Genomic DNA, 17,632 nt, shown 5'->3' on the forward strand with positions numbered 1-17,632 from the left:
TAAAGTCCTAACATGACTAGACAAGCTACCACCCCCCGTCTGGCCGGCCACAAGCTGGTCGAGGCGCTGATTGCCCAGGGCGTCGACACGGCCTTCGGCGTTCCTGGCGAGTCCTACCTCGCCGTGCTCGATGGCTTCCACGAGTACGCCGACAAGATCCGCTTCATCGCCTGCCGCCAGGAAGGCGGCGCGGCCTTCATGGCCGAGGCGCAGGGCAAACTGACCGGGCGGCCCGGCATCTGTTTCGTGACCCGGGGCCCGGGCGCCACGAACGCCAGCATTGGCCTGCACACGGCCTTCCAGGATTCGACGCCGATGATCCTCTTCATCGGCCAGGTCGCCAGCGATCAGCGCGACCGCGAGGCCTTCCAGGAGGTGGACTACCGCCAGATGTTCGGCCCCGGCACGCTGGGCATGGCGAAGTGGGTGGGCGAGGTGCACGACGCCGAGCGCCTGCCCGAGTACGTGGCACGTGCCTTTCACACCGCCATGCAGGGCCGGCCCGGCCCGGTTGTGCTGGTGTTGCCCGAGGACATGCTGACCCAACCCATCACGGCGCCCGTGCTGCCGCCCGTGCGTCCCGCCGAAGCGGCGCCGACGCCGGCCGCCCTGGCCGAGCTGTGCGAGCGCCTGGCAGCGGCCAGGAAGCCTTTCGTCATCGCCGGCGGCGGCGGCTGGACGCCTGAGTCCACCGCCGCGCTGCAGGCCTTTGCCGAGGCGTGGGGCTTGCCGGTGGGCTGCGCATTCCGCTTCCAGGACCTGTTCGACAATCGCCACCCGCTGTATGCCGGTGACGTGGGCATCGGCATCAATGCCAGGCTGGCCGCGCGCGTGAAGGAGGCCGACCTCATCCTCGCCATCGGCCCGCGCCTGGGCGAGATGACGACCGGTGGCTACACGCTGCTGCAGGCGCCAAGGCCCGCTCAAGCGCTCATCCACATCCACGCCGGCGCCGAGGAGTTGGGCCGCGTCTACACGGCCGAGCTGCTCATCAACGCGAGCATGAGCGCGGCCGCCCCGGCCCTGGCCGCGCTGGCGCCGCCCGCCGACATCCCCTGGCGTACATGGGCCGAGGCGGCCCATGCCGACTACGAGGCCAACCTCGTGCCCGTGCCGGTGGCGCCGCTGGACATGGCCGAGGTCATCCGCCTCATTGATGCCAAGCTGCCCGAGGGCACCATCTTCACCAACGGCGCCGGCAACTACAGCGGCTGGCTGCACCGCTTCCATCGCTACACCGCGCTGCACCGCGAGGGCCGTAGCCAGCTGGCGCCGACCTCGGGTGCCATGGGCTATGGCGTGCCTGCCGCGGTCGCTGCCTCATTGCTGCAGCAGGACCGCTGGGTCGTCAACATCGCCGGCGACGGCGACTTCCTGATGACGGGCCAGGAACTCGCCACGGCCACAGGCTATGGCGCCAAGAAGTTGCTCGTCGTGGTCGTGGACAACGGCACCTACGGCACCATCCGCATGCACCAGGAACGCGAGTACCCGGGCCGCGTGTCGGGCAGTGACCTCTTCAACCCCGACTTCGCCCAGCTCGCTGAGGCTTTCGGCTTCGTGGCCTTCAAGGCCGAGAGCACGGAGCAGGTCGGCCCGGCGCTGGATGCCGCTATCGCGGCGGGCCGGCCGGCGCTGATCCACCTGCGCCTGTCGTCCGACGTCAGCACCTCGCGCACGACGCTGACCGCGATCCGTGAATCGGCGCTGAAGGCCGGTCACGCCTGAGCTGACGCGCGCGCCGGTGCAAAACGGCGCTACCCAAGAAAAACGGCGGCCCGAAGGCCGCCGTTTTGGCGTGAGCTGACGCTCTATCAGGCGCGGCGACGGCGCGCCAGGCCCAGGCCCAACAGCGAACCGGCGACGAGTGCCAGGCTGGCCGGCTCGGGCAGCTGACGCACTTGTTCCTTGGTGCCGATCGTGAAGCTGTCGAAGGCGAAGACGTCGCCGGTGCCGACTGTCGACAGGAAGCGAACCCGGTCGAATTCTTCAGAGGCGTTGGAAGCGATCAGGCCGAAGTACAGGACGCTGCCGTCGGCGACGTTCTGCGCTGCGGTGTTGACGAGCTGCGAGCCGACCACGACGCCGCCCTTGGACAGTTCCAGCGTCAGGGTGCCGCCGAAGTCGCCCAGGTCAATGCCGTAGAAGCCGAAGGCGGCCAGGGAATTGGTAAAGTCCACTTGGAAAGGGCTGCCGCCGCCGGCAGACACTTCCCAGAAGCGTGTGCCGCCGGGCACCGAGTAACGGCCGTTGCTGTTGTTGGTTCCCACGGAGCCAGCGCCGTTCAGCGTGGCGGTGCCGGCGGCGCCGAAGTTCAGAGCCAGCGGAGCGCCGCCTGAGCGGGTTTCGAAGTTTTCGGTGCCGACGCCGACGAGGTTGCTCTTGAAGCTGGTTTCAGCAGCGCTCGAATTCGTGGCAGGGACTTGCACGTTGGGATTGCCGTTATTGTCGACGCCGGCGAAAACGAGGTAGGCGTTGGCGCTGCCAGCGGCCATCAGGCCTGCGGCGAGCGCAACGGAGGTAAGGAATTTGGTCATCGGTGACTCCCTTGAGGGTTGCTGAAGATGCGGAAAAAACCGCCAGACAGCCTCGGTTAGCACCACCCGTGCCAAGTGGCCTAAGTCATTGTCGGAAAACACTAAATCACTATATAGACCGTGTCAGAATGAAATGACTGTCAATGTTTTCGACATATATATTCTAGGGGGGGTGGGAATAAATGATGACCTCGCGAATCAGCATTTACTGACCTTGACCGCGCGATCCGGGTCACGGGGCCTCACAGCTCTTGAACTGCATGACGGGTATCCCTAAATCTAGGGGGGAGACGCGCCGCTTAGTTGGTAATCAAAATCCAGCCGCCCTAGGCAGCCACCATCGAAGTTGCTGTTAGGAGTAATCATAAAAACGGCAACGCGCGCGACGACAGCGCGGTGCATGAGGGAGAGCGGCATGAGCGTCAGGAAGAGATTGGCTTTGCTCGCGTGTTTGTTGGCCTTGATTGGGCCGGCAGCGCAAGCAGCTCCTACAGCCGAAGTCACGCGTGGCCTCAACTGGCTCCAGGGTCAGGTCGCCGTGGATGGCAGCGTCGCTGGTGAAGCCACTTCCGTTGCCACAAGTGCTCAAGTCAGGACCGAAGTCGCTCGAACGCTGCGTGAAATCGGCGGCGGCTCCGCCAACCTGCTATCAGCGCTGACTCCCAACTCCGAGCCCAGCACAGAAGTCGCGAGCCGCGCGGTGCTGGCAGCAATTCCAGGCGACCCGATCGGGGCGACCTGGGTGGCCGCCTTGGTCGCCAGGCAACTGCCCGACGGCAGCATGCCCTCTTTTGTCGACCAAGGGGCCACCGATCTCGATATGGCTTGGGCACTGCGGGCCCTTACCAGCCGGCCAGATGCAGCAGCGCCCCTTCTGCTTTTCCTGGCATCGCGTCAGCAAGCGAACGGCTCCTGGGTCACGACGCCCTATTCGCCATTGCACGTCACTGCGTTGGCGCTGTGCGGGTTGAATTCCTACGCATCGACCAATGCCGATGCCGCCCGAGCGGCCGCGAGCGCATCGGCCTATGTCATGGCGCAGCGGCAGGCTGATGGCAGTTGGTCGCCAGCGGTGTGGGTCAACGCCCAAACTTACGAATGCCTGCACGACTACCTGCCGAACGCCGACGACCATGCCAGCATGCGCGCTTGGCTGATGGCCCGCCAATCGGCTGACGGAAGCTGGGGGCAGGATCCTTTCGTGACGTCGCTGGCGCTGCGCGCACTGGCCTTGACGGCCGTGCCGCCGCTAAGTCCCATGCAGTCGGGCGTAAGCGTCCGTGTCGTGGATGGCCAGACGGGTGCGGCTCTGTCTGGCGTCACGGTGACGCTGGCGGGAGCTGCCAACTTGTTCGGATCTACGGACGGCGCGGGCTCATTCCAGCAGGCGGCGATTCCGCCGGGCAACTACCAACTCACGGCCAGTTACTCGGGCTACACCAGCATATCTGTGGCGCTCAGCCTGAAGGCCGGTGCCGTCACGGATGTCGGTGCATTTCGCATGTCGCGTACCAACGCCGCAGAAGCCACGAAGGCCTCCGTCTCCGGCGTTGCGGCCGATGCCAGCAATGGGCAGCCGCTGTCTGGTGTCTTGGTCACCATAGCCGCGGCGGGCAAGACCGTACTGACCGACGGGCAGGGGCGATACAGCATTGATGCACTGGCCCCAGGCGCCTACGGCATTTCGGCGTCTAAGTCCGGCTACAGCAGCGTCGCAACCACGTTCAACGCCATCGCGGGTGGGAGCTATGTCTTCTCTCCAAGGTTGCCGCTCGTCGCCACCGGCGGCGACGATTCCATCGGCTGCCGGATCTACGGGAAGTTGTTGAGGGCAACGAATGGAATTCCCATCTCGGGCGCCAGCATCACGCTCAGCGGGGTTAACTCCAAGGTGACCGCCAGCGACGCGACCGGTACCTACGTCTTGCCCGGCCTGGTGAGTGGGAACACGACGATTCGGGTGACGGCGACGGGGTACGACGCCGTGCAAGCAACCGCCATGCTGTCGTGCGTCACACCTTCGGCGACAGAGTTCTCGCCGCGCCTGTACCCGACGGCCACCACGCCGACAGATGCCAACACCGCGTCGCTGGCGTTCAAGGTGGTCGATTCGACGAATGGCTCCGCGCTGCCAGGCGTGGCCGTGGTCGTGACAGTAACTGGTCAGCAAACTCGCAATTTGACTTCCGCCGCCGACGGGCGCGTGCTCATCGACAACCTCCCGTTGGCCTCTGTGCAGGCGCAACTCAGCCTAGCTGGCTACGACGGCGTCACTCTGGGAGTCACCATCACCGGTCCACAGCCTTCGGACATCGGCGCGGTGCCGATGAAGAAAAGCAAGTCGATCGTCGTGACAGGTGTTGTCACACAAGCTGCGACAAGATCTGCGCTGGAAGGTGCAAGCGTGGTGCTCTCGGGCGCGACCTCCGCGCAAGCGACCACCGACAGCGCGGGGCGATTCATTCTGGCGGGCCTCGCGGCAGGAACGCACACCGTCACCGTCAACAAGGCGGGGTTCGTCGGCGCCTCGTCGACCTTTGATGCCATCCCTGGTGGCGAGTACGTCGTTTCACCCAGGCTTCGTACCGCGACCGGAGGGGCCGATCCCGTCGGGTGCCGGCTGTCCGGCACGGTCCTGGCGGCCCAGGGCGGTGCGCCCATCGCGGGAACGCAGATCACGCTGACGGGAGCCAATACCCAGATAGCCACCACGGATGCTATGGGTGCCTACAGCCTCGACGGCTTGATCGGCGGCAACACCCGCGTTGTCGTGAGCGCCGGTAACTTCGACAGTGCGATGTTCGACTTCCGCCTCGGCTGCTCGCGCCCGAATTCCACCGACTTTTCGCCCAAGCTTTATCCAGCGGCCCAGTCGCCCGTGAATGCGAACACGGCCTCGGTGACCTTCGCGCTGTTGGATGCGGCAAAGGGGACGCCTTTGGTTGCCGTTCCCATCACTGCGACGCCTGAAGGACAGGCTGCGTCGATCGTCACGACAGCGGCGAACGGTCGATTCACGGTAACCGGCCTCAAGCAGGCGGTAGTGCAACTTCAGGCTACCGTCACGGGCTATGAGCCGCTGGATCTGAGCTTCCAGGTCACCCCGTTACAGGACACGGACATGGGCGAACTCCGTCTGCGTCCTGCAGGCACGACACCGCTGCTTCCTGACTTGCGGGTTCAGTCCGTGAGTCGCGCCGGTGCCATCACGGACCCGCAGTCGCTTCTGCTTTCGGGGGCGGTCCAGACCACGGTCGTCAACCAGGGCCTGGCGCCGACGGATCGTGCGGTGACGTTGCTCGCCTTCGAGGATCGCAATCGCAACGGCCGCTACGACGCCGGTGTGGACGTCGTGCTGGGCCGGGCTGCCATGCAAGACGCCTTGGCCGTCGGCGCGTCGGCGACCGTCAGCGTTCCGGTCAGCGGCTCGCTGCTCTTTCGGGATGCCCCAATTCATGTATGGGTGGACAGCGCGCAAACTGTCGTTGAGACCGACGAGACCAACAACGTCAAATCCACCGCTGATGCCGCCGCCATCCAGCCCAGCCTCGGTGCGCTAAAGCCCGAGCTCAAATGGCACTGGAAAGGCAGCACGTCCTACCCTGGTTCGCGCCAGGTTGAATCGGGCATCCTGGTCGTGCGCACCCACGACACCAACGGCGATGGACGTGTTGATCAGGCCGATACACCCAGCGTTGCTTTCATCACCTATGACCTGGCTGATTGGTCCACCGGCTCCGGCGTGCTGCGAATTGTCGACGGGCAAACGGGCCAAGACCGGGCGAGCATCAAGTCGCCTGGCGGCGTCACCCTTTCGGGGTGGCCCGGCTTTGCCGCCGCGGATGTTCTTCATGAAGGTCGACCCGTGTTCTTCATCCCCACCCAAGACCGGCAGATCGCGGCGGTTAAGGTAGATGGAACGCTGCTGTGGAAATCGCAGATCCCTGCGTCGTCCTATGACGGGCAACCCTATGGCAATGGACCGTCCGTCGCGGATCTCAATGGCAATGGACATCCGGTTGTACTAGCCGGGCGACATCTCCTTGACGCGCAGACTGGGCAGCTTTTGTGGGCAGGCGCTGGAAGTGCGAATGGCGCTACCGTCGGCATGGGGGCGTATGACGCTGATCTTCTGGGCGACGGCCAGCGCAAAGTCATCGTCGGTGCGTCGGTCTATAACGCCGACGGCAGCCTGCTGTGGCAACGCACCGATCTAGGCGATGGGCCGACGGCCATCGCTGACTTCACGGGTGACGGCCATCCGCGGATCGTCTTGAGCACGGGCTCGTCCGTCTACATGCTTGATCGGTTCGGCAATACCGTCTGGGGGCCCGTCAGCATTCCAGGCGGGCGCGGTGCTCCCCCGGTGATCGCAGACTTCGATGGTGACGGGGTACCCGACATCGGCATCGCCGGTGCCAGCCGCTATGTCACGCTACGGGCCGACGGCTCTGTGATGTGGACAGCCCCCATCCAGGATGGAAGCGGGCAAACAGGGAGCACGGCTTTCGATTTCGACGGCGACGGGCATGCCGAGATCGTCTATGCCGACGAAGTCAAGGTCCACATCTATGACGGTAGGACCGGAACGGAGTTGTTCTCGCTGGCGCACTCGAATGCCACCGCAGGCGAAATGCCTGTAGTGGCTGACATCGACAACGATGGACACGCGGATCTGCTGATTGCCAACGACACTTTCTACGGCGGGGCATTGGAAGGCGTACAGGCGTTCCGAGGCACCGACAACAGCTGGGTCAATGCGCGTCCTGTGTGGAACCAGTACGCCTACAGCATCACGAACATCAACGACGACCTGACGATACCTGCCAACCCAGTGCCGTCCTGGGTGGCGCACAACACTTTCCGGCTCAACAAGCGGCTGGACGTCTCGCCCAACGCGGTGGCCGATGCGACTGCATCCTCTGTACGTGTGAGCGATGGCGGCAGTGCACTGCAGTCCACCATAACCGTCCGCGTCGGCAACGGCGGCGCGGCGGCCATGCCGTCGGGGGTGAAGGTCGCGTACTACGCCGGGACCCCTGGCCCCGGATCGATACTGGGCGTTGCTGCCACGTCGGTGGCCTTGGCTGAAGGTGCGTACCAGGATGTGACCCTGCAGGTGAGCGGTTCGCTGGCTGGCTATTCGAGTCTGACCATCGTTGTGGATGACGACGGCACCGGCAAGAGTGCGGTCACAGACTTCGACCGAAGCAATAACGCGCTTTCGGTGGACATTGCAGCCTTGGCCACAACACTCAGCGTCTCGTTGACAACCGACGCCCCGGCCTACCAGGCCAACCAATCCGCGCTTTTCAAGGCCACCGTTGCCAATGGCGGTAGCTTTGCTAAGACCGCGCGGGTTCGCTATCTGGTGCAGACGGCCGACGGTCAACCCGTCACCACATTGCCTATCGGTGCGGCGCTCAATATCGCCAGTGGCGCCACGAAACTGGATCAGGCCACTTGGAACGTCGGTAGCACCTATGCGGCGACCTATCGTGTGTCTGCTGACTTGCTCGACTCCGCGTCCGACCGTGTGCTCGCCTCGGCCAGCGCCAGCTTCACCATTCAGGCCGGCGACTTGCTGGGCACGACCACGCTGACGGCTGCGTTGCAGCTCGACAAGGGCAGCTACAGCCCTGGGGACAGCCTGAGCTTGGTGGGCCGCGTCACCAACTTGGCGAGCAACCAGGCCTGGCAGGGGCTGGTCCTGCAGACGTCTGTGCGCAACCCAGATGGCACCGCTCGCTGGAACGCGTCGGCCACGCTTGACGAACTTGCTGCCAGCGGCATGCGCGAGCAAAGCTACAGCGTGCCGTTGAGCAATGCGCCGGCCGGCACCTACGAAGCCCGCGTGAAGGTGCTCGATGCCAACGGCGCCCAGGTCGCCGAGGCCATCAAGGCCTTCAACGTCACGTCAACCGCCAGTACTGGCATTGGCCTGACTGGGCATATCAGCGTGTCGCCAAAGCCCGTGTACAAGGGCTTAGCGGCTTCGTTCGGGTTCGACGTTGCAAACCATGGCAATGCCGCATTGGCATCGTTGCCGCTGCACGTGGACATCGTCTCGCCGGAGTCGCAACAAGTGATCGCGACCATGCCGTTCAGCGTGGCGGCGCTGGCCAGTGGAGGTTCCTACTCCAGCAACACGACGTGGACCTCGAATGCGGCCGTCGGCACCAACCTGGTGGCGGTGCTCAATGCTCAAGTCGCCGGGCGCGACATCGTGCTTGCGCAGGAAACATTCAGCGTGGCGGAAGCGCCGCCGAAGTTGTCCATTGGCGACGTCCTTGTATGGCCGGAAACCAAGATTTTGGTACTTGTGAGCTGTGTGCAGCCGGCCGGGCAGACGGCGCCGTGCACCACGAATCGGGTCGCGGCCATCCAGTCTTTCATTGACAGCATTGGGGTCTTCCGTGGCACAAGCATTCATTACAAGGTTGTCACGACGGCGGCAGAGTTTGAGAACGAATTCCACTGCGGCATTTACAACGCTTACTGGATCAGCGGCGGCACCGAATCGCTCAGCGACACCCTCGTGAAGGAGGTGCGTGAAGCGGTGCGCAGAGGAGAATCACTGATCGTTGATGGCCGTCAAGTCGCACGTGACACCGTGCTGCATCCCGTTATTGGTGTGACTCAGCTGAGCGTGCGGTCGGGGGCCAGTCAGTCCGTCAATCTGGCAGCACCGTTCGCGACCAGTACCCTGAATGCCAGCGGCCCGGGGATCAATTACGCACTCACCACGGCGCAGGTTTCGTCAAAGTTCAGCGACGGCACGATGGCGATCGCATCCAACCGCTTTGGCAGCGGCCAGGCCTGGGTGTTTGCGTTTGACCTTGCAGACACGCTGATTCAATCGGCGTCCAACGCTACCGTGATGGACCGGTTGCGCGTCGGAATGTCATACGTAGCTGCCATCGGCACTCTTGGCACCGCAAGTGCGCCGGCGTTTTTCACAACTGGCGACGTTGCAACGCTTTCCACTTCGGTTGGCAACCTTGAAACCCACCAGGTCGTTGTTGAATGGCGTGCACTGTTGCCCATTGGGACTCAGTTCGTGAGTTCCGCCTTTGCGCCCGTTTCGGTTCAACAGCCGACGGAACAGAACTCAGGGCAAGTCGTCTGGCGTGCGTCTGTCGGCGTGGACAACGGAAAATTCTTCCAGTTCCGCGTCAAGGTCCAAGCGACTGGGGGCGTCACGGATGTTCCCGTCTCGACATACAGCATTGCCTCGAATGGCGCTGCATACCTGCATGAAGTGAAGACCGGTCACATCGCGACCATGACGGGCGCAACGCTTGGCGCCAACGCGCTGACGACTGTGCAGGCGTTGGCGCCAAGCGCCTCAGCTGACATTCAAGCGCGCGACCGCGCCGTAGCGGCCATCAACGCGGCCCGGAGTGCTCAAGACGCGACCTCTGCCTTGCCGCAGTGGATCGCCGCGGCAGACGAATTGAAGTCGATGCCTTCCGCAAATGCACAGGCGCTGTCCGCTGCCCAGCTTGCCGTCGCCTGGGGCGCGGAAGCCGCAGCCGATGGCATCTGCCCGATGCTGGCAACGCTGCAGGCTTGCTTCAGTGGCGCGTTGAACTTCGCAAGCCACTCGGTGCCGGTGGGCAGCGATCCGGCATGGAACTTCACGGCGAGCAACAGCTGCACATCCGCCTTCGACGTGGTTGCCTATCAGGCGCGTCTGGTCAATCGGCGCACAGGACTGCTGCACTTCGCGAACGGGCAGACCTTGCCCAGCTTCGCGGCGAGTTCGTCGATCCAGGTGCCCGACACCTTCAGGTCGCCTTACCCGTTCCTGCAGGGCGACTATGTGGATGCCGATCTGGAGTTGATCTGGAAGGGCATCCGGCTGCCGCTGGCCCGAGACGCGATCCTCATGACGGCCCCGTAAAGGCGCGACGAGTACGGAACCGATTAGCACTTCAGCGTGGGTGCCACACGCCAAGCAACAACACAAAAGCATCAGGGAGCCTCATGTCTACGCCCATCTTCGCCACCGGCCGCAAACACCGCCCCGTGCTGAACGGTATCGCCCGCACCCTCATTGGCGCGCTGCTGTTCAACGCGTTGAGCCCCTTGAGTGTGCTGGCGCAGGACAAGCCCGTGGTCAGCCCCGCGGCGCAGCGGCAGATGCAGCAGCTGGGCGCGCTCAACCAGAAGATCGAGCAAGCCAAGGCCGAGCGCAGCCGCACGCCAGCGGAACGCCTGACGCGCGACTTCCAGCAGGCGCAAGACCTCATCCACGGCCTGCATGCCGACCAGCGCTCTCGTGCGCCCAAGGCCAAGCCCGGCGAACGTGAACCCATGGAAGTGCGCGCCATCGGCCCGGACATCCGCATCGAGACCGAGCGCAGCCCGCTCGACAGGCTCTCCGATGAGCGCCGCGCCGACAACGAGTCGCGCCTGCGCGAACACCTGCGCACCCTCACACAATCACGCGCCAGCGTGCGCGCCGACTTCGACACCACGCGCCGCGAGCTGCTGGCCAAGAAGCTGCCCGCCGAAATCCTGGCCCGCCACGATGCCGCCGTTGGCGACTTCGAGCAGCGCGCTGCCGCGTTCGAGCGCGCCGCCAAGGCCTGGGCGGACGGCCCGGATGAGGGCAAGCCTGCCGCCCTTGCCGACTTGGACGACTTCTTCAAACGCTACCCCGCCAGCCGCCCCGCCGCGCCGATGGACCCGAAGAAGCTGCCCTGGCGTGCCCCCGAGCCCACCAAGCGCGCGCCGGCCGACACGCAAACGGCCTGGTTTCAAAACCTCTGGGGCACGCCCAAGGTCATGCTCGCCCAGGCCGGCGGCAGCGTGGGGCCGATCAACTTCGACGTGCCTCCGGAGCCGGGCCAATTGCCCACGGTGGCCGACCTGGCCGAGACCCCCGAGACCCAGCGCAGCGCGACCATCACCGCCAAGGCAGTCGAGCTTGGCAATAACCCGCTGAACATCCACAACTGGGTGCGTAACAACCTGGACTGGATTCCGAGCTGGGGTGCGGTGCAAAGCGCGGATGACACGCTGGCGAAAAAGCGTGGCAACGCCCATGACATTGCGAGTTTGGAGATTGCGCTGCTGCGCGCGGCGAACATTCCGGCGCGCTACCAGTACGGCACCATCGATGTCGATGCCGACAAATTGCAGAACTGGGTTGGCGGCACAACCAAGGTCGAGGCCGCGCAGCAGTTGCTCAGCCAAGGCGGCATCGCCAACCGCGGTGTCCTCGTTGGTGGAGGCATCGTCAAAGTTCGCATGGAACACGTCTGGGTCAGCGCCTACGTCAATTGGCTGCCGAGCCGGGGCTCCAAGCAAGGGACGAACGGCCAACACGTCAACCCAAGCGGCTCTTTGAATGCTTGGGTGTCGTTGGATCCGAGCTACAAGCAGTACACCTACGTCCAGGGCCTCGACCTCAACGCCGCTGTGTCGCCGGACCCGCAAGCTCTGCTCAACGCGGCCCAGCAAGGCGCCACCATTAACACCCAAGAAGGCTGGGTGCAAAACCTCAATCAGGCTGCCGTCCAGACTCAGCTCAACGACTATCAGGCGCGTCTCAAGACTTATGTCCGCAGCCAAAATTCCAATGTCACCATCGGCGACGTGATTGGCAAGAAGCTCATCCCGCAGCAGCTTCCGAGCCTGCTGGCCGGCAGCCCGCCCTACGCGGTCGCTCAGACCGGGCAGCGCACGTCAGCCGTGCCGGCCAATCTGCAGCACCAGTTTCGCATCCAGCTTTTTAGTGCCCTGGACGCCGGCATCGATGACCCAACGCCGCTGCTCAACTATCAGGAGAAAACTTCGCAACTCGCTGGTAAGCGGCTTACGCTGAGCTACGTTCCGGCCACACATGCCGATGCTGACCTCATCGTTAGCTATCTGCCAAAACCTCACGCGGACGGCAGCGCGATCCTGCTTGGCGAGTTCCCCGCCGGCCTACCGGGCTACCTAATAAAGATGAAACCGCAGATTAGTCTTGATGGGCAGGTCGTGGCCCAAAGCAACCAAGCGCTGACTATGGGCACGGATCTCTTCAGCGCTGCTGGGTTCACCAGGGTAAGCAGTCCGGCCGACTGGGATACCAGTACGGCTGAAAGCCATGTGGTGGGGCAGGCCACGGCGATAGGGTTGAGTTTGCAGGGGGTTAGCGCAGCCCAGCTCGGGCAACTCCAGATCCGGCTTCAAGCCACCAAAACCCAGTTGCAGGCTAATAATCTCAACGGCCTGACCGGCGACCAAATTTCGGGCGACCTGCTAACGGCCACCATCTGGAGTTGGTTCGCCGCCGCAGAGCGGCATGGACGATTGAGCCAGAACCAAGCCAACATCACGGAGAACGCTGGTTTGAGTTACGGCTTCTTCCATGCGACGGTTCAGCCAATATATAGCTGGGGAGTAGTTCGACAAGTGAGGTTCCCAGGGGTCAACATCGATGTCCCACATCTGCGAAGCTTGACGTGGAGCAAAAGGGCGATAACTGCCGACGTGGTGAGCTACAACCGACAACGTGGGGAGTACATGAGTGCGCTGGAGAATGCGGTGCCAGAGCGGTTCTTCAACGATACGAGTAAGTGCAACCTGGTGGGCCACCCCAATCCGGTGCCGGGTCTGCCGGCTTGTCCTGAGGGCATAAGTGCTGTTAAGGCTATTGGACTTGCAGCACAGGCGGGACAGCGGATTTACATGATTACGCCGGAGGTTTACAACGCGAACCCGGACCTCGTGCAAAGCCAACTTGGGGCGCACACTGCGAAGACACAGGCGAGGGTGCAGACCTACCTTGAAGCTGGGTGGGAAGTAAGTATTCATCAGCTACCTATCACGCAGAATGGCTGGACAGGGGCGGGATTCAGTGCGGTTGACCCGCAGACGGGAGCGGGCGGGTATATTATTGAGGGCGGTGGCAATGGGGGGTGGTTATCTGGGTTTGTTCTTGGCGCTAGCGTGATCGCGATATTTGCGGCGGTGCCGCTTGTTTTGGCCGGAACTTACGGTGCTGTAATTGCATATCTCGCAGTTCTCGTATTGCTTTCGATAGTTTTATTGGAGCTATCTATTTATCAATCTCTTGGTGAAACTGAGCAAGCATGTTTCCATGCGGGAGTATTTACGGCGGTTGGCGTGGCCGGAGGCCCGTTCCTTAATCTGGGCAAGCTCCTGTCTTGGTTATTGTGGGTAATTGGGCTGGCTCCAAATTTGTATAAATTTGATGAGTTGCCTGCAGCGTCGGAGTGTCTGTGATGTCGTGGGTTGGATATTTGGCTGTTGCTGTCTTCGGCTTTCTTTTTGTTCTAGATTTTTGGATTACATTTACGCGTAATAAAATTAAGCTTCGAATTGCTGTCCAGCTTGTTTTGCGACTTTTGATATTGCTCTTGTTGGGCTACTTGCTGACTCCGTTGTTCCCGCTAAAGGGGGGCTGAAGTTGTGGCTGAGCTATGAATACTGTTTCAGCGGTAGATGCGTGATATCAGGAATTCTGGAAATCCTTGAGATCTTCTGTGCCTTTAGGACACGCTCCTCCCCTCTTCCCGGGATTGCTGATGAGAGCTAAATCTCGTTTTGCGCCTGTTGTGCACACAGGCTCCCTACAGCTGCAGCGTTTGCGCAGCAATCCCCAGATGGCTCAAATTAAAACAGCATGTTGCTGTGCCACCATCTGCGGGCGCGCCATGCTGGATTCATATCGGTAACGCTGCTGAGGATTGCGCTGAGCGCGCATGCGCGGCGTGACGTCGACTTATACCGGCCACAATCCGTTATGCCTCCCATCGACCTTCCATTGCGCGGCGAGTTCATCGAACTCGACAAATTGCTCAAAGCCACCGGCCTGGCCGACAGCGGTGGCCAGGCGCGCGCGCTGATCACGGCCGGCGAGGTCAGGGTGGACGGCCAGGTCGAGTTGCGCAAGACGGCCAAGATGCGCGCCGGCCAGCTGGTCGAGTTTGGCGGCCAGCAGGTCAGGGTGATCCAGGGGCCGCGCGGCGATTGATTCGGCCGTCATGACGGTGAGCCGTTCATCGTGCCAGCGGCCGACAACGCTGCCTGCGGGTTCGCCCGCCCCTTGAACAAATGCCCTCAGGGATAGCCCGGCGTTGACCGCAAATCCCAAAAACGAAACACTGTTCCAACTGCTCGCTGAGCCGAAACCGCTGACCGGTCACCGCCGGGTGGCCGGGGTTTCGTCAGCCGACGCAGTGCGAGGCGCCTGCTGTGCCCGCTCCCCTGTTTGACGCCCAAGCGAGCCGGTGCCGCGAGGGCCGAAGCGCCATCTCGGCCTGCCGCCGATCCCCCGTCCCCTGCCATTGCTGAAGCGCTGCGCGCCTGACCCCTGACGGGTCGGTGCCAGGCGGGCCTGCGCCTGCTTCCTTGCGAACGCTCGAGCCCAGGGGGCGGCATGCCCAACAAAGACAAAGCGCGCGCCGTACGAGCGCGCCAGGAGACATGCCATGACCCCAGTCCACCGAATCAGGGGGCTAGTGCCCCCCGTGAGCGGCAAAACGGCCGCAATCGAGGCGAAACGCGGAGCCAGGTTGGACACCTGGCGAGCAGTTTCAACGACGAGTGCGGCCGTTTTGCCGCTCACCCTTCGGGCCGAGCCGGGAAAGGGGGCAGGGCGGTGTTGCGGCTCTAGCCCAGGCTCCCAGCCTGTGCTGCAAGCCGCGCCTACCCCAGCCCCCTTTCTCGACTCGGCGGGGGGCGCTAGTCCCCTGATTCGGTGGACTCGGCCCAAGCTGGGTCTGCTGGCTTCGTCCATCTCGCTCGGCCTGTTGGCCTGCGGTGGCGGCCAGGAGAACCCCGCGAATTTCGTGTCGCCACAGTCCAGCGATCAGGCCACGGCGGCTCGCCAGAACAGCTCTTCAGCCAGCGAGACCGCGACGGCCAAGGCGCTCGCCGCCCGGCCGGCCAAGCCGGTGACGCCGCCGCCCGCGCCGGTCATCGATGCCTTGTCGCTGACCGACACAAGCGCCCCACTGCTGTTCGACGTCGGCACGCGCACCTACGCCGCACCCACGACCATCAGCGGCCTGCACAACCCGAGCAACTACCGCGCTGCGCCCAGGCTGCCGGCCTGGCAGTTCACCACCGTCGACCCCACCGGCGGCCAGCTGACCTTCGAGCGCGAGACCGCCCCCGACATCGGCTGGCATGGCCAGTCGCGCAAGGGCAAGGTGCTGGTCACCGGCGGCTCGTCGGCCGCGGCCAACCGCGTCTACACGGTCTTCAACAAGGAGCAACTGCTGGCGGCTCTGCGCGAGGCCAGGAACGAGCCCAAGATCATCCGCATCGTCGGCCACATCGACTTCCGCTGGCGCGATGGCAACACGGTGTTCGAGGAGTACACGGGCTTCCTGGACCAGAAGAACGGCGGCTCCCTGTCCATCCCCTCCAACACGACGCTGGTGGGCATCAATGACAGCAACGGCCGCCCGGCGCGCATCACCGGCACACAGGTGCTGATCGGCATCGAGGCCGCGCAGGCCCCTGGCGGCGACCCCGAGGCCGATTTCAAGAACTGGGTCGCGGCGGGCAAGGATCCCGAGCTCTACCCGACCTGGACGCGCAACATCATCCTGCGCAACCTGGTCATCGACACGCCATGGGACGTCAACCCCGAGGACAGCGGCAACGCCTACATGGACGGCCTCACGGTGACGCGCGGCCAGCAGATCTGGATCGACCACGTGACGATCAGCGACGGCGACACGCCCGATTCGCTGGCCAGCGACACGCGCCACGACGGCGCGCTGGATGTGGTGCGTGGCAGTGACTACGTGACCATCTCCAACAGCGTCTTCAGCAAGCACCACAAGACGACGCTGGTGGGCAACGGCGATTCGGGCCGGGCCTGGAGCGACGCGGGCCGCCTGCACGTGACGATGACCGGCAACTGGTGGAACAGCACCGGTTCGCGCCTGCCGCTGGTGCGCTTCGGCCAGCTGCACATGTACAACAACCTCGTCAGCGGCAGCACGACGACGAGCGACAACGACATGAAGTTCGCCTCCGGCCTGGACGCGCGCTACCAGTCCGACGTCATCAACGAAAGCAACTTCTACGAGTTCACGGGCCTCAAGCCCAAGGAGGTCTGCGGCAAGCTGGCCGGCGGCAAGGACGCGATCTCGATGCGCAGCAGCGGCCACCGCTTCATCAGCGACAAGGACGACCTTGGCAAGCCGATGACCGGCGTGATCGACATCGAGCTGCAGGGCTGCGAGGGCGTGCCGGTGAAGCAGAACTGGGTGCCGCCGTATGCCTACACGCTGCGCACCGCGGACGCGACCCGCGGCGCCGTGCAGGCCGCGGCAGGTGCCGGACGCGTGGGCATGTTCGCCGTGCAAGGCGCGGTGCCCGCACCGCTGCCGGGCGCGCCCGCGCCCAGCCCGGCGCCAACACCCGGCCCCGCGCCGAGCCCCACGCCTTCGCCTTCGCCTTCGCCGTCTCCCTCGCCCAGCCCGGCGCCCGCTCCCGGCCCGAATCCGGCCCCGCTGATCCCGGGCACGGCTTGCACGCCGTCGCTGCCTTGCGACGCGAATGGCGGCAACGAGCTGGTGCTGAGCCCCGCAGTGACCGTGCAGGCGCCGGCCGCCAGCTATGTGCAAGCCACCGGCACCTACACGATGTCAGGCGCTGGCGTCATCAACACCGGTGCGCCCTACGCCTTCAACTTCAAGTACCGGGCGCTGACGGGTAACTTCACCTTCACCGCACGCGTCGTCACGCAGGGGGGCAACGCGGACTCCGGCCGTGCCGGCGTCGTGGCGATGAACGGCCTGACCGGCACGCCGGCCTATGCGTGGACGGCGCGCTACTCGTCCACCGGGGCGATCCGCGCGGCCATCAACGGCAACAACAAATCCAACATCGGCAGCTTCTCCACGTCGGCGCTGCCGGTCTGGGTGAGGGTGGAGCGCCGCGGCAATGCGGTGTATTCGGCGGCTTCGACCGACGGCCTCACCTGGTCTGAAACCACCAACCTGACCGTCAGCGTGCCCACGCTCTACGTCGGCCTGGCGCTCTCGTCGGGCAACAACAGCACGGTCGTCACGGCCGATTTCGACAACGTCACCGTCGTCGGCGGCCGGTGAACA

Annotated in this window: 6 protein-coding genes; 5 read left to right on the forward strand and 1 reads right to left on the reverse strand. The window is 64.0% G+C overall.

Going from position 1 to position 17,632, the window contains the following annotated elements; all coding sequences use genetic code 11:
- Positions 1-12: 12 nt before the first annotated feature.
- Positions 13-1,728, forward strand: a complete 1,716-nt coding sequence (locus ASC95_RS03345; RefSeq protein ID WP_057296341.1) for a thiamine pyrophosphate-binding protein — start codon at positions 13-15, stop codon at positions 1,726-1,728.
- A gap of 86 nt (positions 1,729-1,814) precedes the next feature.
- On the opposite strand, the gene ASC95_RS03350 is transcribed toward ASC95_RS03345, so the two are convergent.
- Positions 1,815-2,537 (reverse strand): PEP-CTERM sorting domain-containing protein, encoded by a 723-nt coding sequence (locus tag ASC95_RS03350; protein ID WP_057296342.1) that lies wholly within the window; start codon positions 2,535-2,537, stop codon positions 1,815-1,817.
- Between the two features lie 415 nt (positions 2,538-2,952).
- On the opposite strand from ASC95_RS03350, the gene ASC95_RS03355 reads away from it, so the two are divergent.
- The 4 genes from ASC95_RS03355 to ASC95_RS03370 all read left to right on the forward strand — a co-directional run bounded on the left by ASC95_RS03355 (position 2,953) and on the right by ASC95_RS03370 (position 17,629).
- Positions 2,953-10,443, forward strand: coding sequence for a carboxypeptidase regulatory-like domain-containing protein (locus tag ASC95_RS03355; protein ID WP_162250705.1), 7,491 nt, complete (start codon positions 2,953-2,955; stop codon positions 10,441-10,443).
- Positions 10,444-10,526: 83 nt separating this feature from the next.
- Positions 10,527-13,781 carry a transglutaminase domain-containing protein gene (locus ASC95_RS03360; RefSeq protein WP_082567450.1) on the forward strand — a complete coding sequence of 1,085 codons (3,255 nt, stop codon included), beginning with the start codon at positions 10,527-10,529 and terminating at the stop codon, positions 13,779-13,781.
- A gap of 520 nt (positions 13,782-14,301) precedes the next feature.
- Positions 14,302-14,532 carry an RNA-binding S4 domain-containing protein gene (locus ASC95_RS03365; protein ID WP_057296344.1) on the forward strand — a complete coding sequence of 77 codons (231 nt, stop codon included), beginning with the start codon at positions 14,302-14,304 and terminating at the stop codon, positions 14,530-14,532.
- Between the two features lie 817 nt (positions 14,533-15,349).
- A complete protein-coding gene (locus ASC95_RS03370) occupies positions 15,350-17,629 on the forward strand; it encodes a polysaccharide lyase (RefSeq protein ID WP_235537673.1) in 2,280 nt (759 codons plus the stop codon).
- The last annotated feature ends 3 nt before the right edge of the window (positions 17,630-17,632 follow it).

This window comes from Pelomonas sp. Root1217 (assembly GCF_001425705.1).
Classification (GTDB): domain Bacteria; phylum Pseudomonadota; class Gammaproteobacteria; order Burkholderiales; family Burkholderiaceae_C; genus Pelomonas.